This window comes from Methanobacterium subterraneum, from assembly GCF_002813695.1.
GTDB classification, from domain to species: Archaea; Methanobacteriota; Methanobacteria; order Methanobacteriales; family Methanobacteriaceae; genus Methanobacterium; species Methanobacterium subterraneum.
This window is the reverse complement of record NZ_CP017768.1, coordinates 1,852,419-1,875,930: the sequence shown is the minus strand read 5'-3', so window position 1 is coordinate 1,875,930 and position 23,512 is coordinate 1,852,419. Positions and strand designations below refer to the sequence as shown.

Genomic DNA, 23,512 nt, shown 5'->3' with positions numbered 1-23,512 from the left:
ATACTCCCTAATCTAAAAAATAAAAACAGGAAATATGAAAATCCCCACCACCATCCGTAAAATACTGGCCCTGGCCAGGAAAGAATCCAGGGACATCCTCCAGAACAGGATATACATACTGGTAGTCTTAGTCCAGGTCTTCATAATAATGGGGGCGGTGGGTCTGGTAGCAGTAGCCTCCGTGGCCAGTGACCCTGCCCTTCTGGATGAGATTGGGGTGACCTCGGCTATTAATATAGGTTTACCGCAGAGTTTGAATGGATCCAGTCTCTCCCAGTATTTGGAAGAACAAAAACTAACTTTAAACTATTACAACAGCACTGATCAGGCTAAAACTGAGCTTGGGGAGAAGTTAGTGGCGGTAGTTGATCTTTCTCCCACTGGGGATGTGCTATTGAACGTGGATACCTCCAATGTTTTCTATTCAGTGGTTTCCACCAAGATCAACGAGGCAGCGGACAAATACAATAACAACAAATCCCTTAAGGATGCTGGACTAAATGAAACCCAGGTAAACACCATTTTAAACCCGGTTAACTTTGAAATAGTTAAAGTTAATCAGGATAAACAGGTGCCTTTAGCCCTGGACAGTCCCTACTTTGTGGAAGTGATCTACGGATTTATAGTCCCATTCATCCTCCTTTTACCCTTCTTTTTGGCCAGCAATATAGTAACCGATAGCGTGGTAGGGGAGAAGGAGAGAAAAACCTTTGAAGTACTGCTCATGACTCCATTATCCAGTTACATGGTGATAATTGGTAAAATAATCCCTATCCTATTATTTTCCCTTATTCAGAGTTTGGCTTGGATTCTAGTGCTCAATCTATTAAGGGTGCCCATATACAATCCTGTTCTTTTAATTGTGGTGTTGTTTTTCATGGGATTGGCTTTTATTGGGGTGGGAATACTCATATCCATGCTGGTGGACAGTACCAAGGAGGCTAACTCAGCAATAACACTGGTACTGGTATTTGCAACCTTCATACTATTCATACCCCTCTTTGTGAAATCGGAAATATTCCAGGGGGGTTTCAACTTCATACCCACGGTGTTAATGGTGAAACTAGCAGTGTCTCCAAGAATTCAACCAGAAATCATGCTATACCTACTGCCCACATTGATCCTATCATTCCTGATATTTGTGGGTACTGTAAGATCCTTCCGTCATGAAAGGGCTATCCGGTTATAAAAACATTTTTAAATGCATGTTTAGGGAATAAAAAATGAGAATAATATCTTTGGATTGTTGAATTGGATAGGTCAGTGATAATCCAATATTTTTAGTGTTAAGGGGCATTCTTTTTTTTAGCCGATTAAATATACCACTATACTCATAAACAGTGCCGAAACCAGTGGTATGGGTACATTATCATCAATGGGACTGTAGGCCTCAGTAAGAGTCCCGGCCAGGGTCCCGATAAATGCAGTCAAAATTGATACTTGGGTGATGGAAACCAGAAAACCTACTACTAAGAATGCTAAACTCCCTTCCATGGTTTTATGTGACTGGAATGGTAGTTTTATTTTTCCAAATCTTTTACCAATGAGGGTGGATGCTGAGTCTCCAAAAAGCAGGATTAGAATAGCAGCATTGGCAATGCCCATATTAAACTGGAAGAAGTAAAGGGTGATGATAATTCCTATAAAAAAGTAAACAAATCCCCTTTCATCATGGTCCCGCTTGGCAACCCTTAAAATTGTGGAAAACAATGGTATGTTATGGTTATGGTCCAATCGGAATACCATAACCACAAAGATCAGGATGGCCACACAGAGGAAAATCAGGAGTTGTGGGGGTATGAAATAGCTCAAGACAACAATGAAGACTCCGGAAGCATGTATCAGTTGCCTCCAGAGTTCTTTCTTCATGGGATCAGACTTTTATCTTTTTTTATTTGGTAACCGGACTGGTTACCTCATTTCTATCAATGGCTTTATTGTTGATTTTCTTAACTTATTCATCAGGCCATAAAATTTTCTATAACTCCCTGGTAAGCATTTTTAAGCTCAGCCACGTTGATATTGGTATTATCTATCTGGAGAGAATCTCCACCAACAGTACCGATAATTGCAAACGGTACGTTCATTTCTTTTAGGGTGCTGGTAACATTATCTGGGGCCTCCTCAGTCACAGTGACCAGGTAACGAGCATGGGATTCTGAGAACAATATTTCAGGAACAGATAGTCCTTCAGTTCCAGGAACACGGGATAGGTCTACACTGGCACCCATATCTCCCTTGATTATCATTTCTGCCAGAGCAACACCCAATCCTCCTGCAGATAGGTCGTGAACTGCAGTGACATGTCCATTTTCATCATTTTGGATTAATTCCAGAATGGCCTGTGCCGATGCGTATTCATATTCCATATTGACCTGTGGAGCTTCACCCTGCACCAACCCATGGATAGTCTTATGATATTCAGATCCATCCATTTCTGGACGGGTGGTTCCGATAATCAGGATTTTATCTCCTTTGTTTTTGAATTCCATGGTTCGAATGTCCTTAAGGTTCATAACTCCCGCTACGCTCACCACTGGTGAGGGGTTAACTGTGACTCCTTCGGTTTCATTGTAGAAGCTCACGTTTCCACTGGTGACTGGTAACTGGAATCGGTTGGCCAGGTCAGACATTCCCTGCACACACTCCTTAAATTGCCAGAACACTTCTGGCTTTTCGGGATTCCCGAAGTTAAGACAGTCCACCATACATAATGGTTTTGATCCCATGGCCACCACGTTACGTATGGCCTCAGCCACTGCTCCGGATCCGCCATGATACGGGTCCAGATAGCAGTGGATGCTGTTACAGTCACTGGTTAGGGTGAAGGCCTTCTCATCATCCACCCTTAAAACGGCGGCATCATCTCCAGGTTTAACCACGGTACGGATCTGCACCTCGTGATCGTACTGCCGGTACACCCACTTTTTACTGGCTAAGTTGGGACTGGAAAGCAGGTTCAAAAGAGCCTCATCTATGGGTCCATCTTCTACTTCCACATATTTCTCGTCTTTCTCGGGTTTTATGGCTTCACGTTCCACTAGGGGTGGGTCAGCCAGTAATTCGGTTGGTAGATCGGCCACTACTTCTCCTTCCTGGGTTACCACCATGCGCCCGGTGCTGGTTACCTGGCCAATCACTGCATAGGGCAGTTCATGCTTGTTGAATACTTGCAGCAAGCCATCCACATCCTGACGGTGTACCACAAAGACCATCCTTTCCTGGGACTCGGAGAGCATAATTTCATAGGGAGTCATTCCTTCCTCCCTTAGTGGTACCTTGGTCAACTCCATCAGAGCACCGTTACCACTTTTATCAGCCATCTCAGAAATACAGCAAGTGAGGCCTCCACCACCCAGATCCTTCAATCCCTGAACGTTAACTTTCTCCAGGGCTTCAAATGTAGCTTCCATAACCTGTTTCTTAGTGAAGGGATCACCTACCTGCACTGCCGGCCTACTTTCCAGTTCAGAGGAGGATGTGAGTTCTTCAGATGCAAAGGTAACACCGTGTATACCATCCCTTCCAGTGCGACCACCCATCAGCACGAAAACATCACCCACATTGGGAGCAATTCCTTTTACAATTTCATCTTTACGCACAATACCTGCGCAGACCACATTTACCAGAGGGTTGAATTTGAAGTTATCCTCAAATTCCACTTCTCCGCCAACGGTGGGTATTCCTACCCGGTTACCATAGTCTGAAATTCCTTTAACCACGTATTCGAAGATGTAACGTGAGCGCTGGTCGTTCATTGGTCCAAAGCGCAGAGAATCCAGGAGGGCCACTGGCATGGCACCCATAGAGATGATATCCCGAATTATTCCACCAATACCGGTTCCTGCTCCTCCGTAGGGTTCCACTGCTGAGGGGTGGTTGTGGCTTTCCATACCCATAACCAGGGCCAAGTCATCGGTCAACTCCACAATTCCAGCATCGTCCCCCGGACCCATTATGACCTTTTCCCCCTCGGTGGGGAACAATTTCAGTATGGGGCGGCTGCTTTTGTAGGAACAATGTTCAGAGAACATTATGTCCAGCATACCGTATTCCAGGGGGTTGGGTTCCCTTCCCAGTTCCTCTTTGATGTATTCCATTTCATCATTGGTTAAAGTCATGTTTATCCCTCTTTTTTTTGCCTCAGGACTTCATTCACATTTAAAACATTTCATCAGGATTTAAATTAATTAAATCTTTTATCCTGACTATTTAATGCTTATAACTAATTCGTGCTCTTCAATATTCCATTTCTTAGTGTAATCTCCCTTATCAGATCCGAACACAAGACTTTTTGCTCTCACTTCATGGGAGATGAAGTCAAGGTGCGGTTCCACCAGTTCCTGGAACTTTAGACTGCAGTTTACGCTTACACTGATATTGGCTTCCACATCCAGATCCAGATCTTTACGCATATCCTGCACTCTTCTGATAAGTTCGCGGGACATGGCCTCCGATAATATCTCCGGGGTGAGTTTAGTGTCCACAAAAACACTTCCGCCAGTAAATTCAGCACTAACCACGTTATCCGGGAGTTCAGTTTCAAAGACCACATCCCCGTTCTCCAGGGTGATGGTCTTATCCTCCAGTTCCACCAGGTACTCCCCACTGGACTCGAGGGCATTGACAATCTCCGCACCATCGGCTGAAGCCAGTTTGGCAGCTACTTTTGGAACATCTCCACGGAGTTTAGGTCCTAATGTTTTCATGTTGGGAGTGGCCAGGACTTTAAGACCTTCAAACTCCTCTGAAGTCTGCACGCTTTTGGTGTTGGCCTGTTCGGTGAGCACATCCGAGAGGGCCTCTGCAGCCTGGACGACCTTCTCATCTTCAGTGACGATCATGATCTCCCTTACGGGCCAGCGTAGTTTGTAACGGGCCACATCACGGGCACGGGCACAGGCCTCTATAATCTCCCGCAATATATCCATATTGTTTTCCAGTTTTTGGTCAATGAGTTCCTCGTTAAGACACCAGTCCCGCATATGAACACTTTCCGGTGCATCCTCTTCCACGCTGCGCACCAGGTTCTGGTAAATCTCTTCGGTGATGTGTGGTGCTAGGGGTGCCATGATGGTTATCATATCTTTAAGCACATGGTAAAGGGTGTAGTAGGCTCCCAGTTTATCAGGATCTTCTTTTTCCACCCAAGTCCTTCCCCTGATGAGGCGAACGTACCAGCGGCTCAGATCCTCCAGTATGAAATGGTTGAGGCTACGGGTGGCCTTGTGAAGGTGCAAGCTGTCCATGGCTTCGGTAACCTCAAGAGCCACCGAATGCACCCTTGAGGTGATCCAGCGGTCCTCATCACGGAATATCAGATCATCCTTGCTATGGAGGGTGGGGTTGAATTCGTCCAGGGCCATGTAGGTGGTGCTGAAGACGTAAACATTCCAGAGAATGTTGAACATCTTGTTCACAGTTCCCAGTTCATCCCAGTTGAACTTCAAGTCATCCCATGGTTTGTTACCCCACAGTAGGTAGAAACGAAGAACATCTGCCCCGTACTTTTCAATAACTTCATCAGGTTCCACCACGTTCCCCAGGGACTTGCTCATCTTTTTCCCCTCCTCGTCAAGGGTGAAACCATGCATTAATACCTTCTGATATGGTACTGTGTCCAGGGCGATTACTCCACACCCCATCTGGGAGTAAAACCATCCTCTGGTCTGGTCATGGCCTTCAGTGATGAATTGGTAAGGATACCATTCCTCAAACATCTCCTTCTCCTGGGGGTAGTGGAGAGCAGCCCATCCTGCTACTCCGGAATCGATCCAAACATCCAGAACATCCGGTGTGCGTTGCATTTTCCCACCACAGGAACAGCCCAGTTTGATCTCATCCACGTGTGGTCGGTGGATGAAATCTCCCTCTAATTCTCCTTCCACAATTTTTTCCCTAAGTTCACTGATGGATCCTACCACTTCCATCTTCCCACAGTCCTCACAGAGCCATATGGGTATGGGTATACCCCAGTAACGCTGCCGGGATATGGTCCAGTCCCTGGCATTCTCAACCCAGTTCCGGAACCTGCTTTCACCAGCCCAGGACGGCACCCATTCCACCTTGTCCAGTTCATGGAGCATCTGATCCTTCACTGCGGTGATCTTCAAAAACCACTGTTTGGTGGCCAGGTAGATGATGGGAGTTTTACACCTCCAGCAGAACCCGTAACGGTGATCTATGATCCCTTCTTTGAATAAAAGGTTATGGGCATCCAGATCGGCGATTATGTAAGGATCAGCATCTTTAACGAACTGACCTTCGTATTTACCTGCATCTGGGGTGAATAATCCTGCCTCATCCACTGGACAGAATATGGGCAATCCGAATTCTTTTCCAATTTCAAAATCATCAGGACCGTGTCCTGGGGCAGTGTGCACACAACCGGTTCCTTCGGTGAGGGTAACATGGTTTCCGGGGAGGATGCGATAATTGAAATCAATTTTCGCATTTGAATCACTCGAAATGGTGGTTTGGGCATAATTTGGAGTTATTAAACCTGTAAGTGGGTGTAAATATTCAATTCCTTCTAGATCGCTTCCTTTAACCACTTTAATTATTTCATAATCCTGTTCTGGGAAGGTGGCTTCCACCAGGGCTTCGGCCATCAGATAAACTTCGTCTCTGCCTTCATTTTCAACCTTTACGTAGGCATAATCATAATCTGGATGCACACAAACTGCCAGGTTAGCAGGTAGGGTCCAGGGTGTGGTGGTCCACACCAGGACGTAGGTATTTTCCTCTTCTTTTAGGGGGAATTTAACGTAGATGGAGGGGTCTTCCTTGTTTTCATAGTCGATCTCAGCCAGGGCCAGTGCAGTTTCACAGCGGGGGCACCAGGTGATAACCCGCAGATCGTTAACCAGAAGTTCCTTTTCATGGGCTTTTTTAAGGGTCCACCAGCAGCTTTCCATGTATTGGGTATCATATGTCACGTAAGGATTATCCCAATCCATCCAAACACCCATTTTTTCGAACTGTTTGGTCATCAAGCCCTGGTTTTCCACCGCAAACTCCTTACACTTATTCACAAAGTTTTCAATACCGATCCTGCTTTCAATTTCCTTTTTACTCTTGAGTCCCAGGAGTCCTTCCACTTTATGTTCAATGGGCAGTCCATGGGTGTCCCATCCGGCCTGCCTGCGTACATTGAACCCGGACATGGATTTGAAGCGGAGGAAACTATCTTTTATAGTTTTATTCCAGGCGGTTCCAAGGTGTATCCTGCCACTGCAGTATGGTGGTCCATCTAAAAATGAAAAATTAGGCTGATCCTTCCTTAAATCCTTAGTATGTTGGTATATTTGTTTATCATCCCAGAATTTCTGTACCTTCTCCTCTATGGTGCTGGACTGGTATGATCGTGGGGCTTCCTTGATTGCCATCTGAATATTCTCCTTAAATTGCTCATTATATTGATAAATCTACTCTTAACTGGTTAAATCTACTTAAATTCCTTTATTCAAACATGGTGATCATTCAATCATGATCATCTACTCATAACAAACTTTGTTACCGGCCTTTTATATCCTTTTATATAATTGTAACATGGGCGTTGATCATTGAAATCAGCATTGTAATGGCCGGTAAAAAAGGGGATTCAAAATAAAATAATAATTGGAAAAAATTTGGGGAAAATAAAGGGAATAAGAGGTTTTTAGAAGGTTCGAAGTTTTCCCTTTATTAACATCTCAGTTATTTTGTTGATTTCTGCCAGCCAGGTGTCCATAACTCCCTGAACTTCGCTGCGAACTTCACTCATTTGGTAACCTTTCTCCAGGATGAGCTGGGCACTGGCAGCTCTAGGCTGGTCAATATGGGATCCAATCTGGCTTAGAATCATCATATAGGCTTGGTTAACTCCCTCCACTTCTTTCACGATGTCATTGGCCATTTGGTTCGATAGAAGATTGTATATTTTACCCACATGATTTATGGGGTTTTTACCAGAGGTGGCTTCCATGGACATTGGCCGGTTGGGAGTTATAAGTCCGTTGGCACGGTTTCCCCGACCTACGGAACCATCGTCTCCCATCTCCGCGGAGGTACCGGTTACAGTTAGGTAGTAACCTTCCTCAGATTCGCAGTTAGGATTGTCTGCAGTGTTTATGAAGGTGGTTACATCTCGGGCGGTGTGTTCCTTGGCCAGGTTGGTGATGATCTCATTAAGCTCTTCCTTGGTGTCCAAGTAAGTTTCCACACCGTCCACATACTTGGATATCATGGCCACAGCCACGGTAAGGGTGATTTGATCATGATCACGGAGTCCCATTACCTTAATATCCTCTCCTACTTGTGGATATTTCTTTTTGAACTCTTTTGAATTCAAAAGTTCTTCAATGGCCATAACCATCCTTTCCGTTTCTGAGAATGGTGCGAAACCAACTCCGAATGATGTATCGTTGGATTTAGGGGTTCCTTCTCTTCCGAAAACATCCACCAGGTCTCCGGAACCATGCCCGATTTTGCACTCAACCACGGTACAGGTTTCCACATCCAGGTTGATCAGGGTTTCTTTAAGGTAATTTTTGGCTGCTTTGATTGCTATCCTGTCGATACCAATTTTCCTTCCTTCGTATTCTGGAACTCCCCTTCCAGTGAGGAGGATATCCATGGGTTTTATTATATCTCCTCCCCCGAATTCAGGGTAGGATTCCCCTGCAGTTATCTGGACTTCATCAGTGTTATGGTGCAATACACCACCAAAATGATCAAGATAAGCATTGCATAGGCCACGGCTAACTGATTCAGCTATTCCGTCACTTATACTGTCCGGATGCCCGATACCTTTCCTTTCAACGATTTCTATCTCTTGTTCCTCAATGGGTTTTTGAATTAGCTCTTCAACAATAATATTTCTCATACAAGATCCCTCAAACCTTATAAAAACCTATTATAATGATTAGGTTAAAAACTATCTTTATGAGTTATGTGTTTATAGTAAATAAAACTAAGGGCACCAACCTGGGAAATGCCGATGTTGCCAACAGTTTTTTCTCCCGTTTCAAGGGGTTAATGATGGTAAAAAAATTAGAGATGGGACTTATCTTAAAATTACCTTCTGATAGGAGTCGAAGAGCTTCGGGTATTCATATGTTCTTCATGCGCATACCCCTCGATGTGGTATTCGCAGATTCTGATAAAAAAGTGGTGGACACAGTCACCCTTGATCCCTGGACCACCTACACGCCAGTAGCACCAGCCCGATATGTTATTGAACTGGAAATAGGTAAAATCGCCGAATCGAACACGGAAATTGGTGATGAACTGGACTTCGCCTGTGAGAGTGCATGAATAGTTTATGGGGCATATATGGAAAATTAGGGATTCGGGGGCTATAAACAATATATTTTAAAAAAATATGAATCCACAAACCAACTGGGGGGATGATAAGTTGCAGTTAAATGTGAAGATCATTGATTACGGGTTTTCAGATAGTTTGAAAAGTTACTACGTAACTTACAGGATAACTGGACTTAATGGGGAAGAATTAAGTCAGTTGGAGGTTCTTTTGGAGGATCCGGTCACGGTTAAGGATGATGAATTATATCTAAATGTTTATTTTGAGAAGGAATATTATCCCTTTGGCACTGAGGATTCTAAAACCCGATTGGAAGACTATCAGGCCAGGGAGGAGATAGAGATGACTGCATACCTCCTGGCTCTCCTGCAAGACCATTGATAGTTTTATTGCTCTTATTGAATCTTTTTAATATACGAATCTTTTTTAAACTATTTTTATATCTCTGGCCAGGCTTTACCTTCTTCCTGGAGATCACTAGGTAAAGAATAGTGAAGGTTGGCAAAAAGCCATTTTCCATTTTTTTCCAGAACAACTGCAGTTAAACGACCCGGAAGGTATATTTCTTGACCCTCTACTGTGGCTTCCATGTTCATGTGGCTGGATAACCAGGCCACATTACTTGAAGAGGAGATGGAAATATCTCTGAACTTAACATTTATAGTATCTGCCTGGCCCATATCCCTTTCAAATCCGGATTTAAGCTCATTTATACCATTAACCCACTCGTCATCCCCAGTACCAATCACTACCAGGTCATCACTGTCTACGAATAGTTCCAATATCCCTTCAACGTCTTTGTTTTGGTATGCTTGGGAATATTCTTCTAAAAGGCGGTGTACTGCTTTTTGTATTTTATCATCTACCATTTTCCCACCTCTGACTAAACATTAGTATATAAAAACGATTATAACCGGTTTTTAACCTCTTTGAGGGCCAATTTGGCCACTTTACGAACCACAGAATTTTCATCAGCAGTGGCCTTCTCCAGCACATCCACTGCACGCTGGTCTCCTACCATGGATAAACCTATGGCTGCTCCGTATCTTACATTGGCTTTTTTATCATCCATGAGCCTTATCAAAGGTTCAATAGTTCTTTCATCTTCAAATATTGCCAGTGAAAGGGCGGCAGCCTCCCTGACATGCCAATCATTATCTTCAAGGGCTTCTATTAAATGTTCAACTGCGTTCGGCTCCCCAACTTCTCCTAAAAGTTCGGCAGCATCTTCACGAACCTTCCAATCATTACTTTTAAGTTCTTCCAGAAGGAAACCTATTCTTTTATGTTCTTCAGCCAAATCTAATACCCCCTCATCTGGTTATGACCTTAATCTGTACTTCCATACGGAGTGAATTCATTGATATGATCTGTTGGTAATCCTTAATTAAATATTATTCAAATGATTGGAAAAAATAAGAAATTTCTTAAATTTAATTTAATATATCATTATCATTATATGTTTTTGAAATACTCAGGATTAGACTCAAAGGTAGAATTAAAAGTAAATAAAGGTTAAATTATTAAGAATAATAATAATTGGATTTATAGATGGCTTAATATTTCTAATGGGTCCTTTAAAACTTCCACTCCCTCCAGATGATGAAGTTTCCTGCTGTTTTTAATGTCAATTTCCCGCATGTGGATGGTGATAATGCTACCTCCGCTCACTGCACCGTAGGGGCATGCCGTTTGGCAGGCAGCACATCCCTGGCATTTAAGGAGGTTGATCTCCACTCCAGGGGTGATGGCATCGGGAGGGCATACTGCTGCAGCCTCACAAGTAGTACAGTTCTGGCATAGGTCCAGTTCGAGTTTAGAGGGGAGAACCGTATCTAAATCTCCAGATTCAAGGTCAACTGGGACCAGCAGGGTTTTTACTTTCCCTTTACCGGATTGGGCCACGGCATTGGTCACCAGGCTGTCAGCAATTCCATGAACCAGTTTGGCAATGGTGTTGGAGGTGGTGGGGGAAACAATTAATAAATCGTATCTCCCCAGGGAAAAACGACCAGATATGGGATAACTCCACATTTGGTCCTTTTCCAAAATCAGCTCCTGATAATATCCTCCGGTAACTGATTTAACACGGTCGAAGAGTCCGTACATTTTTAAAACTTCTTCACCAGCACCAGAAAGCAGTACAGTTACCTTATGTTCTGTTGCAAGTTTTTCCAGTGTTTCCACGCTTTCTCTGAGCAGATGACCTGCTCCGGTGAAGGCCCAGGCAATTTTCATAAACCATCCTCGTTTTTACCATCTATTAACTAAATATGAATCCCGCTCTAACTAAATAGGATTTATTGGCAGCAGCAAATTGATGATTCCATTACTGGGATAAATCCCACTATTCATTTAAAATTCTATGTAGTCGTAGGCCCGGTCCTCACGGAAAGCGTAGTGTACAGTATCAAATGAGGATATGAATTCAGATGCTTCATCTTTAACTGTTTTACCGTCAACAACTACCTTTTTTATGAGTTCGGCCACTTCTGCCATGTGTGATTCCTTCAGTCCGCGGCGAGTTAGCTCCTGAGTTCCCACTCGTATACCTGATGGATCATCAGAGCGGTTAACATCATCCCATGGGAGGAGGTTCTTGTTGAGAATGATGTTATTGGCTTCCAGGTCTTTGGCCATCTTGGATGCTTTTCCGATGTTGGACATGTCCATGGCCACCTGGTGGGATTCAGTGAAGCCCATATCTTCACACAGTACTTTGAAACCCAGTTCATGGAAATTCTGTGCCAGTGCCTGGGCATTGGCAATGATCTGTTTGGCGTAGGCTTCTCCAAATTCAGCCATTTCTGCAGTGGCTATGCCCAGGGCTGCCAGATGGTGGAGATGATGGTTACTAACCACACCAGGAAACACTGCATCATCAATTTTTTGTTTTAATTCTCCTTTACAGAGGATAATACCGCCCTGGGGGCCGGGGAATGTTTTGTGGGTACTTCCTACCAGTAAATCTGCTCCTTCCCGTAGTGGATCCTGGAACTGTCCTCCGGCAATGAGTCCCAGAACGTGTGCACCATCATACATTACCTTGGCACCCACTTCATCAGCTGCTTCTCGGGCTTCCTCCACTGGGTGGGGGAAGAGGAATAAACTACCCCCTAAAAGGACTATTTTTGGTTTAAGGGTGAGTATTTCCTTTTTCATGGCGTCAGCGTCGATGTTCATTTTTTCTTCATCGAAAGGGTGGGGTGATACTTTTAGACCCCTGATACCAGCAGCACTCACATTGGCATGGCTAATATGGCCGCCTACGGGAACTTCCAGGGCCATCATTCCATCTCCATGGTTGGCCAAAGCAAAGAATGATCCCATATTGGCAACTACTCCGGATATGGGTTGTACATTAGCGTGTTCAGCATTATAGAGTTTTTTGGATAGGTCAATGGTGATGTTCTCAATCTCATCGATGTACTGGCATCCCTCGTACAGTCGGTGACAGGGCAGTCCTTCTGCATACCGGTGGGACAGATCAGTGGCCAGTGCCTCTCTGACACTGATACTGGTGATGTTCTCACTGGCAATGAGATTCACACTGTTTTTCATCCATTCATGATGCTTTTTGGTAATATCCTTTATTTCCTGAGCGTATTTTTCATTATCTGACATTATTTTCCTCCGGCCAAATCATGATATCATTGTATTAGCGGGTTTGGTATAGGGAACTATAAAATTAAGGGAATATAAATACTTTCCAACTTATCAGTTAAACTGGTTGGAAGCGTATTTTTTAAGAAATTCTAGTCTCCATTTGTTTTGGTTTCATCCCTCCGGAAGAAAGTTTTTGTTTTCATTTCTTCCAAGTTTTGGATTATCCTTTCCAGATCAGAGGCCGGAATGCTGACCATAATCTCCTCATCATGGAGATCCATATGGTTTCGGGATCCAATATCACCAAAACCATAGGTGACTTTACTGGTAAGGTAAGGTATAGAAGCCATTGAACTGCAGATAGGGCCTGAATCAGCCCCTAATCCATGTGATCCGGAGTCGTAGGCGTTGGCGTGGAGGATTTCCATTCCCTGGCGGGCATTGGCCACTACGAATATCACATCTGGTTCAAAATCGGCCTCTATAAGTGGTGCGAAGATTATGGCACTGAATATATGGGGTTCAATAGCCAGGTTATCCTTCCAGGATCGTTGCACTGCGGGTATGCTCTTATAAACTCCTGCTGGGACTAAAAATGAACCACTGCGCATGTTTTTAGGAAATTCTTTTGGATCTTTCATTCCAGTGTATTTAAGACCGCCCATACACTCTTCTTCTTCTGCAGTTGAATAGAAAATCTCCCCCTTCATGGATTTGTCCAGTTTGGTGCAGAATCTTGATTTTTCTTCTTCTTTGGGAATATTTCGCGGTTCGTGGGAAACCCATTTCATAGCCACGGGTTCCCTTTCCAGTTTAAGAATGTTTTTGAATTTTTTACCCAGTTCCTGGTACTTCATTACCCATCCCTCTCTTTTTTTAAAAAATTAATTCCACATTTAAGGTATGGGTTGATTTCGCATAATTAATATTGTGGATTCCATGAGTTTTTGTCAAGTTAAAATAGCCTAATGGTAATAATTCGGATAATTAGGTTGTGGTAAAATATAATCTCAAAAAAAATCTAATTTAAAAAAAAAGGATTTAAATAAAAAAAGGTTAAAAAGGGTGTTTGCCCTTATTTACCTGAATCCAGGGCAGCTTCGATCTGGGCGAATATCTGGCCAGTTCGGAAGTGCTGCTGGTCCATTGCACCGGATGGGCAGGCACCTACACAGGTTCCGCATCCTTTACACAGTGCAACATTGATGGTTGCTTTTTCGTCCTTCCTTTCAATGGCTCCGAATGGACATAGTTCTAGACACACTTCGCATCCACCACAAACATCGGAGTTAACCACTGCAACGATTGGTTCGATTTCCACTTCACCTTTGACCATTGGTATTGCTGCTCGGGCAGCGGCACCAGAAGCCTGGGCCACAGCGTCAGGAATATCCTTAGGACCCTGAGATACACCAGCAAGGTAAACACCGTCAGTGAGGGTGTCCACAGGTCGGAGTTTGGGGTGAGCTTCCATGAGGAATCCGTCAGCAGATTTGGATAGACCGATGGTCTGTCGGAGTTCTTCAGCTCCTTCTGGAGGCTGTAGACCCACAGAGAGAACAACCATGTCGTAATCGTATTCAGTGACTTTACCCAGTAAGCTGTCTTCTGCACGGATGGACAGGGTGTCGTCTGGGTTAACCAGGACATTGGCTGGTCGTCCGCGGATGAATTTGATTCCGTATTTTTCCTGGGATCTCTGGTAGAACTCTTCAAATCCTTTACCGAATGCTCGGATATCCATGTAGTAGATGGCCACATCGGTGTCAGGCATTTTGTCCTTGATGAGTTGTGCGTTTTTCATGGCGTACATACAGCAAACACGGGAACAGTATGGTTTGTCGATTTGAGCATCCCTACTACCCACACACTGGATGAAGGCCACGCTCTTAGGTTTTTCACCGTCGGATGGTTTTAGAACTTTACCCATGGTAGGACCGGATGCGTTGATCAGTCTTTCCAGTTCCATACCAGTGATAACGTTTTCAGCGTCAGCATAGCTCCATTCTTTCTTCTCGGTTGGGTCGTATGGGTCGTAACCAGTGGCTACGATGATGGTACCCACATCGATTTCGATACGTTCTGCTTTCTGGTCGTGGTCAATTGCTCCACGTTCACAGATCTGGTCACAGAGTTTACAATCAATACAGTAATCTTTGTCTATGGTTGCACATAGTGGTACTGCTTGTGGGAATGGGATGTACACTGCTTTGACCATACCCATTCCTTCGTCGAAGTAGTTGGGCATTTCAATTGGACATACTTCGGAGCAGCTTCCGCAACCGGTACACTCCTCTTCTTTAACATATCGGGGTTTCTTCTCAATTACTACTTGGAAGTTACCAATGTAACCGTGAACTTCTTTAACTTCAGCAAAGGAGATGAGTTCGATGTTTTCGTGTTTTGCAGCGTCCACAGTTTTTGGAGCTAGAATACACATGGAACAGTCCAGGGTAGGGAATGTTTTGTCCAGCTGGGCCATTCGTCCACCTATGGTTGGTTGTTTTTCTACCAGGTAGGTTTTGAATCCCATGTCAGCCAGGTCGAGTGCGGACTGGATACCAGCTACTCCTCCACCTATAACCAGGGATCTTTTGTCCACGGAAACAACGGATGCTTCCAGGGGTTCTAATAGCCTGGCTTTGGCAACAGCCATTCTGACTAAGTCTTTGGCTTTTTCAGTTGCTTTTTCAGGTTCGCCCATGTGAACCCATGAATCGTGTTCTCTCAGGTTTGCAAATTCGAATAGGAACTGGTTTAGTCCTGCTTCCTGAACACATCTTCGGAAGGTTGGTTCGTGAAGTCGAGGTGAACATGCTGCCACTACTACTCGGTTAATGCCTTTTTCTTTAATGTCCTTCTGGATCATGTCCTGTCCAGGGTCTGAACAGAAGTATTTGTATTCTTCGGATATTACTACGTTGGGCAGGGTTGCTGCATATTCTTTTACTGCATCGATATCAACGACACCACCGATGTTGATACCACAGTGACATGTGTAGACTCCGATTTTTGGTTCTTCAGTTGTTTCTTGCTTATTTTCATCTGCCAATTAGATCACCTATTTTTCCATCAATGTGATTATTAATCTAATCTTATGAATTAGGGTGTAATCAGATCTAAATATAAAGTTTTCTATTAAATTTTTTAAACAAGGTTTATATACCAGAACAATTTTGTATGGGTTCCGTAATTATCAAATCAACATACTGAAAAATTATCTAAAATAAAAAAAATGAGAAAAAGAAGGAAAAGTCTCCTGAGTTTGATTAATCAACAATCCCTTCAGTAACTACTTTGAATACAGATTCACCTTCGGGTAAGTGAGGGCTGTCCACTAAACGGGCGATACGTTTACCTGCAAGTCCTTTTTTAAGCCATATTCTGTATGTAGATGCGTGTCCCAGCACGTGCCCTCCAATAGCCTTGGTTGGACTTCCGAAAAAGGCATCCGGGCGGGCTTGCACCTGATTGGTTACAAAAACAGCCACATTGTAAGTGTTAGCTATGTTCTGCAGGGTGTGCAAGTGTTGATTCAGTTTTTGTTGCCGTGTAGCCAGGGATTCCCTTCCCACATATTCTGCACGGAAATGAGAAGTAAGGGAATCAACAATCACCAGACGAATATTCACTCCTTTTTGTATGAGTTCGTTGACTTTATCAGCCATTAGTATCTGGTGGCTGGAGTTAAATGCCCGGGCAATGTGAATCTTGCCCAGAACTTCCTCTACATCCAAGGTGAATCCTTCTGCTATTTGTTTTATCCTTTCGGGCCGGAAGGTGTTTTCAGTGTCAATGAAAACGCATTCTCCACATAAACCTCCCTTTTCAGGGGGTAACTGAACCGTAACTGCGATTTCATGGGATATTTGACTTTTACCGGATCCGAATTCTCCGAAAACCTCGGTTATGGCCTGAGTTTCTATTCCTCCACCAATCAACTCGTCTAAACCAGTACTCCCGGTGATGATGTGGCCCACATCTTTCCTGCGTTCCATCACATCTAGGGCTGTTTCAAAGTCGATCTGCTCTGCCTTCCGAGCAGCTTCGATGACCTTTTCCGCAACTCCTTCACCAATTTCAGCTTTAACACTGAGTTCCTTGGCGGTGGCGGTGGCCAGTCGCATCATATCTGCAAAACCAGCATCTCTTAATTTTTGAGCGGTTTTTTCTCCTACATTAGGTAAATCTTCCAGTTCCACCATCTTAATCTCCCTTTGAATTGTTTAAATTAATTATTTGGATTATATTTTTCATAATGGATGCTCTTAAACCAGGTTTAATACTCTAATTTTGCTATTACCAGTAATTAAAGTTTAACATCCACCATTTTCCTGGTGTTTAAACGCACTTCCTCATTGTATTCGTCGAAGCTGGCATCGGCGATCACCGTGATCTGCCTACCAACCAGATCACCAACTTTTTCTTCCAGGGATCCTTCATCGCCTGTTGCAGCTATGATTTCCTCAGCTTGGGCAGTGGTGATGCCCAGAACTTCCTCGGCGGCTTTACGGAAGAAGGTGATACTTATGGTTCCGGTGTCATCCTCTAACATGAGACTGATGATCATCAGCATATTTGGTTTTTTGATTTCTTCACCACAAATATCGCAGATATAAGCATCGTCAACCCAGTTAACTCTTTTGTTACAGTTGGGGCACATTTCAAAGAGTATCTTGTTACCCCGGATATCCACCACTTCTCCAGTCACCTTGATGCTCTGATCTCCCTCCTCAATGTCTCCAATATTTTTGGGAGGGTAGAGTTTTCCTTCTATCGCGTCCAAACTGGGAACAGATGCTTCTTCTTCATTGGGTTTACTAATGAGGGTGGTTCTACCTACACTGAGTTCTATACGGTCATTTCTCAGACTAACTCGGGGGTTTTCGATTTTAACAGCTTCACCTTCTTTAAAGGCTGTATTGGCCTGATCATCCCAGAGGGAAGCTCTTACCACTCCAGTGTCGTCGGCAATCTCCATGGAACGAACCACGCCGGAGCTGCCGTCACTTTTGGTGAACTGGGTTGGTTCTCCCATACTTAGAATTCGGCCGAAAATGCTAACATCCCTGTCTCCTTCTGCCAACTCGGTGATCTTTTTACTCTGGTAGATCATTGATTCCACATCTTTTAGGGAGGGTAAGTCTTTTATCTCATCTTCAGTGGGTTCAATTAGTCGGGAAGTTCTACCAACACTGAGATCCACCTGGTAATCTCCCAGACGGGTGCGTGCGTTCTCAATTTTCAGGGCATCTCCCTCTTTAAGTGGATGTTCGGCTTTAGTGTCCCATAGGGAAACCCTCACCATTCCCGAGTCATCGGCAATTTCTGCAGTTCTCACCTGACCAGCGGTGCCATCGTCACGCTGAAATTCGTTAGGCTCGTAGAGGTTAACCACACGTCCAATGATATCCACTTCTTCACCATCATCCTCAATCTTATTAAGATCACCGATTTTCATTGGTTTAAGATATTTGCCAACCTCTTTCAGTGCATCTTTCATTTCCTGGTCTATTACTGGGTTGATGATGAATTTAGTGTTCCAGTTGGTGTTTAACCTATAGTTGGTGCCGGAATAATCATCGAATTCAATGTTACCTCCAATGATTTTCAGGATATCTCCCTTTTTAACATCGATTTCAGTGTCCTCGTTCCACAGGGTAACCCTAATGGCTCCAGTTTCATCCTCTAATTCCATTGATTTCACTTTACCAGTGCTTCCATCGTCTCGTTCGAAGGTTATGGTATCGTAGACCTTACTAACCAGGCCGACGAGGGTAACATTTCGCATTTCATGGGCGTCTCCGATTTTGAGAATATCTTCATGGTATTCTGGAACGTCAAAGTTTCCTTTTATTATTCTCCCAATCCAGGAGTGACTTAGGGATATTTCTCCATTGCGGACTCTGCTTTGGGCTCCCATTATCTGGATGGCATCTCCTTCCTTTAGATCCAGATCATCAATGAGGTTGGTGTCTTTGTTCCAGAGGGTGAACTGCATGCTACCACTCTTGTCCTGCAGTTCCAGGGAGACTACTTTACCATCTCTCCCATTACGATCGAAGGATCTTACTCGGGGGATCCGGATGATACGGGCAATAACATTTACCTCCGCATCTCCTTTAACCTCACTTAAAGGAGTTATTTTATCGTTATATGGGGGTAAATTAGGGTAATCCTTAGGATCCAATTTTTCCAAGGATGATTGGATGTTCAGGTGGGTTTCATCCTCCCGGAAACCCTGTTTCACTTCAACATCATTGATCCGAACCACATCGCCTTCCTGGAATTTATCCATTAGTTTGATATTTTCAGTCCAAAAAACAACCCTTATTCTGCCAGTTTCATCTGCGAGAATCAGATTTGCTAGTTTTCCCTCTCTACCTTTTTTACTGGTGAATTTCTTAACATTGGAAATACTCATTACCCGCCCCACAAGATTTATGTGCTGGGTACCACTTTCCAAATCTTTTATTTTCCAGAAATCTTTCACTTCTTCTGTGGGTTCATTTTTTTCAGTAATATAGTCCCCTACTACCATATGGGCTATGCTAATATCGTCAATAAAGCTTACATCAGCGTTTTCTTTCTTATATTCTTCCATCTTTTTTAAGAATTCTTCGTATGAGATTTTATCCTTAATTTTCTCATATTCATCCTTTATCTCTTGGCTCATTTCCCTCATTTTATTTCCCTCACCAATATCTCTCTCCGGTCATATTATTAAATCATCTATCATATTCAATATACAAGTTAGTATTACATTATATATATATTTTATTACTTAATTTCTTCCTTCTATTGATAGTATGTAAATATATATGATGTGTTTAGTCCGAGCTTTTGAGAAGTAATAGTGCTGATTCTGGAGTGTTATTTCCTTGGTTATGAAAAGTTATGGGGGAATACTATAAATAATAGTTAGTTAGATAAAACTATTTACTTGACAGGTGATCACCTATGAATAAGGAGCTTGAACTGGTAGAATCAATGGATAAACTTAGCGATCTAATGAGAAAATTCCAAACACAACTTCGAAGTGGAGATTTAAAAGAATACACTCTTAGACAACTTTACTACATAGAATTAATCGATAAAAACCAGGGAATAAGCGTTTCGGAACTGGCCAAGAAACTGGAAGTGAAAAAATCAACGGTATCTATAGCCATCAACCAGCTGATTGATCTGGGGATTATAAACAAAATCCAATCCAACGAGGACAAACGTTTCTATTCCCTGCAATTAACCCCTAAAGGTAACCAAATAATGGAAATGCACAAACAAGTCCATAAAAATACGATAAAAAAGGTTCTAAAGATATTAAACCCGGAAGAAGTAGAAAATTTCGTGAAAATTGTAAATAAAATCACAGTTTCCAAATTATAGCTCTAAAGGGATTAATCACACGTTAACAGATTATTATCCGAATAAAATCATAATTGTAGTTAAAACCATTGGATGGAAACAATTTTCTTGGTAAATAAGTTCAATGGATGTTATTATATTAAATGGAGGAAAAGCACATGTCAATGACCATGGCAGAAAAAATACTGGCAAAATCAGCAGGACTAGAGGAAACAAGTGCAGGAAAAATTGTTATGGCTAATATCGACGTGGCCATGACCCATGATCTAACCGGGCCATTATCAGTGAAATCATTCCAGAAGATCGGGGTGGAAAAGGTATGGGATCCAGAGAAGATCGTGGTTCTTTTTGACCACCAGGTACCAGCAGATTCCCTGGAAGCCGCACAAAACCATATGTTTATGAGAGAATTCGTGGAAAAACAGGAAATAGCCAATTTCTACGATGTTAGAGAAGGAGTATGTCACCAGGTACTCCCTGAAAAAGGACACGTAATTCCAGGAGAAGTAATTGTGGGAACAGACTCTCACACCTGCACTCACGGGTCATTAGGTGCATTTGCAACTGGAATTGGCTCAACCGACATGGCAATGGTATTTGCAACCGGAAAACTATGGTTCAAAGTGCCTGAAACCATAAAATTTGAAATAGAAGGCAAATTAGGACAACATGTATACTCCAAGGATGTGGTCCTCAACATCATCGGACAGATAGGGGCCGACGGTGCAACCTACCAGGCCTGTGAATTTGGAGGCCAAACCACCAGTAACATGTCAATATCCCAGCGTATGGCTCTGTGTAACATGGCCATAGAAATGGGTGGTAAAACTGGAATGGTGGAAGTGGATGAAAAAACCAAAAATTACCTCAAAGGACGCACAACCAAATCTTATGATGCTTTCAAAACTGATGAAGATGCAGACTCACTCACCACCATGTACGTGGATGTAAATGATCTGGAACCGCAGATTGCCTGCCCCCACAACGTGGACAATGTAAAACCAGTCACCGAGGTGGATGGAACACCAATAGACCAAGTATTCCTGGGATCATGTACCAACGGACGCCTGGATGACCTGCAGGTAGCAGCAGAAATCCTGAAGGGAAAACAAGTCTCCCATGATGTAAGGATGCTGGTAATACCCGCCTCCCGTGAAATCTACCGTCAGGCACTGGATGAGGGGCTCATGAGCATATTCGTAGATGCCGGGGCACTGGTATGCAACCCCTGTTGCGGGCCCTGCCTGGGTGGCCATGTAGGACTTCTGGGACCTGGAGAAACGAGTCTCTCCACCTCCAACCGAAACTTCAAGGGCAGACAGGGAAGTCCCGAAGCCGAAGTCTACCTTAGTTCAGCTGCGGTGGCCGCTGCATCAGCAATCAAGGGTAAAATAACAGATCCAAGGGAGTAAAATACTCTTACCCATGTAGAAAGTTAAAAAGCAATTAAACAAATTTAATCACTTAAAAAAAAATATTTTAAAGGTGGTAATTATGGATAAAGTACTCAAAGGAAAAGTTTGGAAGTTCCCTGATGACGTGGACACGGATATGATCGTCCCTGGCCGATATCTGGTTTTAACTGGAGAAGAAGAACTTGCAGCTTGTGTTATGGAAGGCCATGATCCTGATTTTGCTAAAAAAGTAGGAAAAGGTGACATCATTGTGGCCGGGAAAAACTTCGGTTGCGGGTCATCCCGGGAACATGCACCAATAGCTATAAAAGGAGCAGGAATATCGGCTGTGGTAGCAGAATCATTCGCCAGAATATTCTACCGGAACTCTATAAACATCGGTTTACTCCTCATAGAAGCCAAAGGAATCTCCAAACACATAGGGGAAGGGGATGAAATAGAGATAGACATTGACCTAGGTGTTATAAAAGATGTGAACAGGTCTAAAGAATTTGAAATAAAACCTCTCCCTGAATTCATGATGGGAATCATGAACGAAGGAGGGCTAATTAGCTACCTGAAAAACCATCTGGCTGAGATAAAGGATTAAAAAGTCATATGAATCAGATTGGAATCAATGTGAATTATCAAGGTCATTGATTCAATCTTTTCGATTAGGATTAAATCAATAAAAAGAGTATAGGTGTTAATATGTATAAAATAGCAGTTATACCCGGAGACGGGATTGGAAAAGAAGTTATGGAAGCAACCCTGCATGTTTTAGAGGCAATAGATGTAGTTTTTGATTACACATTCGCTGATGCAGGAGATGAGTACATGGAAAAAACAGGGGTGGCCCTACCACGGGAAACAGTGGACATAGTTAAAGCATCACAAGCCTGTTTATTCGGGGCGGCAGGAGAATCAGCAGCAGATGTGATCGTTAAAATGAGGCAGGAACTGGACCTGTACGTGAACCTACGACCAGTGAAATCATATCCCGGAACCAAATGCATCTTTGACAACCTGGATTTTGTCATAGTCCGTGAAAACACTGAAGGACTATACATAGGCCTGGAAGAAGAAACTGAAGAAGGAGCCACTGCCACCAGAGTGGTCACCAGAAAAGCTTCCGAGAGAATATGCAAATTCGCCTTTGAATACACTAAAAAAACAGGTAGGAAGAAAGTTACTGCAGTTCACAAGGCTAATGTACTTAAAAAAACCGACGGCCTCTTTAAAGAAACATTTTACAAGGTAGCTGAAGACTATCCGGACATGGAACTGGATGACCGTTACGTGGACGCCACTGCCATGTTTTTCATCACCAAACCAGAAATGTTCGATGTAATTGTAACCACCAACCTCTTCGGAGACATCCTATCTGATGAAGGAGCAGGATTAGTGGGAGGCTTAGGATTGATCCCATCAGCCAATATTGGAGAAAATCAGGGATTATTCGAGCCAGTTCATGGTTCAGCCCCAAGACTAGCAGGTAAAGGAGTTGCAAATCCCTCTGCAATGATCCTATCTGCAGTTATGATGCTGGATTACCTGGATGAAAATAATGCAGCCCGTAAACTGGAGAATGCTCTGGTGGAAGTCCTGGCAGAAGGCAAAGTGGTTACTGGAGATCTGGGTGGCAGCTCATCCACCATGGAAATGGCTGCAGAAGTCAGAAGTAAACTGGAAGAGTATAACTAACTCCAAGTGTGAACCTTTTCACACTCAACCCATATTTCTTAATTTCATTTTCTCTTTAATCACACTGGAAAATTGAGTTTATCATTTATTATTTTTTAAAATTTTTATATACTATCCGATCATAATTATAACTAAATTT

19 protein-coding genes are annotated in these 23,512 nt (G+C 43.3%); 7 read left to right on the top strand and 12 right to left on the bottom strand.

Annotated features, from left to right (window positions below; all coding sequences use genetic code 11):
- The first annotated feature begins 34 nt into the window (after window positions 1-34).
- The gene (locus tag BK009_RS09175) at window positions 35-1,189 is read left to right on the top strand and encodes an ABC transporter permease (protein WP_100909439.1); all 1,155 of its coding nucleotides are present in this window, start codon (window positions 35-37) and stop codon (window positions 1,187-1,189) included.
- Window positions 1,190-1,305: 116 nt separating this feature from the next.
- Here the strand turns inward: BK009_RS09175 and BK009_RS09170 are convergent, their stop codons facing one another.
- The 4 genes from BK009_RS09170 to BK009_RS09155 all read right to left on the bottom strand — a co-directional run bounded on the left by BK009_RS09170 (window position 1,306) and on the right by BK009_RS09155 (window position 8,866).
- Window positions 1,306-1,869 carry a diacylglycerol/polyprenol kinase family protein gene (locus BK009_RS09170; protein ID WP_100909438.1) on the bottom strand — a complete coding sequence of 188 codons (564 nt, stop codon included), beginning with the start codon at window positions 1,867-1,869 and terminating at the stop codon, window positions 1,306-1,308.
- 92 nt (window positions 1,870-1,961) lie between these two features.
- On the bottom strand, window positions 1,962-4,127 hold the full coding sequence (gene purL / locus BK009_RS09165; protein WP_257790632.1) for a phosphoribosylformylglycinamidine synthase subunit PurL: 2,166 nt from the start codon (window positions 4,125-4,127) through the stop codon (window positions 1,962-1,964).
- 81 nt (window positions 4,128-4,208) lie between these two features.
- Window positions 4,209-7,388 (bottom strand): isoleucine--tRNA ligase, encoded by a 3,180-nt coding sequence (gene ileS, locus BK009_RS09160; protein WP_100909436.1) that lies wholly within the window; start codon window positions 7,386-7,388, stop codon window positions 4,209-4,211.
- A 272-nt stretch (window positions 7,389-7,660) separates the two neighbouring features.
- Window positions 7,661-8,866, bottom strand: a complete 1,206-nt coding sequence (locus BK009_RS09155) for a methionine adenosyltransferase (RefSeq protein ID WP_100909435.1) — start codon at window positions 8,864-8,866, stop codon at window positions 7,661-7,663.
- 35 nt (window positions 8,867-8,901) lie between these two features.
- Between BK009_RS09155 and BK009_RS09150 the strand changes: the two genes are divergently transcribed.
- Together BK009_RS09150 and BK009_RS09145 are read left to right on the top strand one after the other, a co-directional pair.
- Window positions 8,902-9,297 carry a DUF192 domain-containing protein gene (locus BK009_RS09150; RefSeq protein ID WP_335645295.1) on the top strand — a complete coding sequence of 132 codons (396 nt, stop codon included), beginning with the start codon at window positions 8,902-8,904 and terminating at the stop codon, window positions 9,295-9,297.
- A gap of 100 nt (window positions 9,298-9,397) precedes the next feature.
- The gene (locus BK009_RS09145) at window positions 9,398-9,685 is read left to right on the top strand and encodes a DUF5750 family protein (protein WP_100909743.1); all 288 of its coding nucleotides are present in this window, start codon (window positions 9,398-9,400) and stop codon (window positions 9,683-9,685) included.
- A 56-nt stretch (window positions 9,686-9,741) separates the two neighbouring features.
- On the opposite strand, the gene BK009_RS09140 is transcribed toward BK009_RS09145, so the two are convergent.
- From BK009_RS09140 to BK009_RS09105, 8 genes are all read right to left on the bottom strand, one after another.
- Complete coding sequence (locus BK009_RS09140; RefSeq protein ID WP_100909433.1) at window positions 9,742-10,173, bottom strand: nuclear transport factor 2 family protein; 432 nt, start codon at window positions 10,171-10,173, stop codon at window positions 9,742-9,744.
- A 38-nt stretch (window positions 10,174-10,211) separates the two neighbouring features.
- Entirely contained in the window at window positions 10,212-10,604 is a 393-nt protein-coding gene (locus BK009_RS09135; RefSeq protein ID WP_100909432.1) for a HEAT repeat domain-containing protein, read from the bottom strand.
- Window positions 10,605-10,849: 245 nt separating this feature from the next.
- Entirely contained in the window at window positions 10,850-11,542 is a 693-nt protein-coding gene (locus BK009_RS09130) for a dihydromethanopterin reductase (acceptor) (protein WP_100909431.1), read from the bottom strand.
- Between the two features lie 117 nt (window positions 11,543-11,659).
- On the bottom strand, window positions 11,660-12,928 hold the full coding sequence (glyA, locus tag BK009_RS09125) for a serine hydroxymethyltransferase (protein WP_100909430.1): 1,269 nt from the start codon (window positions 12,926-12,928) through the stop codon (window positions 11,660-11,662).
- A gap of 131 nt (window positions 12,929-13,059) precedes the next feature.
- On the bottom strand, window positions 13,060-13,767 hold the full coding sequence (locus tag BK009_RS09120) for a DUF169 domain-containing protein (protein WP_100909429.1): 708 nt from the start codon (window positions 13,765-13,767) through the stop codon (window positions 13,060-13,062).
- A 218-nt stretch (window positions 13,768-13,985) separates the two neighbouring features.
- Complete coding sequence (locus BK009_RS09115) at window positions 13,986-15,962, bottom strand: CoB--CoM heterodisulfide reductase iron-sulfur subunit A family protein (protein WP_100909428.1); 1,977 nt, start codon at window positions 15,960-15,962, stop codon at window positions 13,986-13,988.
- A gap of 217 nt (window positions 15,963-16,179) precedes the next feature.
- Window positions 16,180-17,115 carry a DNA repair and recombination protein RadA gene (radA, locus tag BK009_RS09110; RefSeq protein WP_100905329.1) on the bottom strand — a complete coding sequence of 312 codons (936 nt, stop codon included), beginning with the start codon at window positions 17,113-17,115 and terminating at the stop codon, window positions 16,180-16,182.
- Between the two features lie 104 nt (window positions 17,116-17,219).
- Entirely contained in the window at window positions 17,220-19,595 is a 2,376-nt protein-coding gene (locus BK009_RS09105) for an OB-fold nucleic acid binding domain-containing protein (protein ID WP_100905330.1), read from the bottom strand.
- 275 nt (window positions 19,596-19,870) lie between these two features.
- On the opposite strand from BK009_RS09105, the gene BK009_RS09100 reads away from it, so the two are divergent.
- The 4 genes from BK009_RS09100 (at window position 19,871) to BK009_RS09085 (ending at window position 23,373) form a co-directional block, all read left to right on the top strand.
- Window positions 19,871-20,296, top strand: coding sequence for a MarR family winged helix-turn-helix transcriptional regulator (locus tag BK009_RS09100; RefSeq protein WP_100905331.1), 426 nt, complete (start codon window positions 19,871-19,873; stop codon window positions 20,294-20,296).
- A gap of 137 nt (window positions 20,297-20,433) precedes the next feature.
- Entirely contained in the window at window positions 20,434-21,687 is a 1,254-nt protein-coding gene (hacA, locus tag BK009_RS09095; protein WP_100909427.1) for a homoaconitase large subunit, read from the top strand.
- Window positions 21,688-21,769: 82 nt separating this feature from the next.
- The gene (locus tag BK009_RS09090) at window positions 21,770-22,279 is read left to right on the top strand and encodes a 3-isopropylmalate dehydratase small subunit (protein WP_100905333.1); all 510 of its coding nucleotides are present in this window, start codon (window positions 21,770-21,772) and stop codon (window positions 22,277-22,279) included.
- 101 nt (window positions 22,280-22,380) lie between these two features.
- Window positions 22,381-23,373, top strand: coding sequence for an isocitrate/isopropylmalate family dehydrogenase (locus BK009_RS09085; RefSeq protein WP_100905334.1), 993 nt, complete (start codon window positions 22,381-22,383; stop codon window positions 23,371-23,373).
- Window positions 23,374-23,512: the final 139 nt, after the last annotated feature.

Bases quoted from the DNA above. Each gene is read 5' to 3' on its own strand.
- BK009_RS09175 (WP_100909439.1), top strand. From the start codon at position 35: ATGAAAATCCCCACCACCATCCGTAAAATACTGGCCCTGGCCAGGAAA.
- BK009_RS09170 (WP_100909438.1), bottom strand. From the start codon at position 1,869: ATGAAGAAAGAACTCTGGAGGCAACTGATACATGCTTCCGGAGTCTTC.
- ileS (WP_100909436.1), bottom strand. From the start codon at position 7,388: ATGGCAATCAAGGAAGCCCCACGATCATACCAGTCCAGCACCATAGAG.
- BK009_RS09155 (WP_100909435.1), bottom strand. From the start codon at position 8,866: ATGAGAAATATTATTGTTGAAGAGCTAATTCAAAAACCCATTGAGGAA.
- BK009_RS09150 (WP_335645295.1), top strand. From the start codon at position 8,902: ATGATTAGGTTAAAAACTATCTTTATGAGTTATGTGTTTATAGTAAAT.
- BK009_RS09140 (WP_100909433.1), bottom strand. From the start codon at position 10,173: ATGGTAGATGATAAAATACAAAAAGCAGTACACCGCCTTTTAGAAGAA.
- BK009_RS09130 (WP_100909431.1), bottom strand. From the start codon at position 11,542: ATGAAAATTGCCTGGGCCTTCACCGGAGCAGGTCATCTGCTCAGAGAA.
- glyA (WP_100909430.1), bottom strand. From the start codon at position 12,928: ATGTCAGATAATGAAAAATACGCTCAGGAAATAAAGGATATTACCAAA.
- BK009_RS09120 (WP_100909429.1), bottom strand. From the start codon at position 13,767: ATGAAGTACCAGGAACTGGGTAAAAAATTCAAAAACATTCTTAAACTG.
- radA (WP_100905329.1), bottom strand. From the start codon at position 17,115: ATGGTGGAACTGGAAGATTTACCTAATGTAGGAGAAAAAACCGCTCAA.
- BK009_RS09105 (WP_100905330.1), bottom strand. From the start codon at position 19,595: ATGAGGGAAATGAGCCAAGAGATAAAGGATGAATATGAGAAAATTAAG.
- BK009_RS09100 (WP_100905331.1), top strand. From the start codon at position 19,871: ATGAATAAGGAGCTTGAACTGGTAGAATCAATGGATAAACTTAGCGAT.
- hacA (WP_100909427.1), top strand. From the start codon at position 20,434: ATGTCAATGACCATGGCAGAAAAAATACTGGCAAAATCAGCAGGACTA.
- BK009_RS09090 (WP_100905333.1), top strand. From the start codon at position 21,770: ATGGATAAAGTACTCAAAGGAAAAGTTTGGAAGTTCCCTGATGACGTG.
- BK009_RS09085 (WP_100905334.1), top strand. From the start codon at position 22,381: ATGTATAAAATAGCAGTTATACCCGGAGACGGGATTGGAAAAGAAGTT.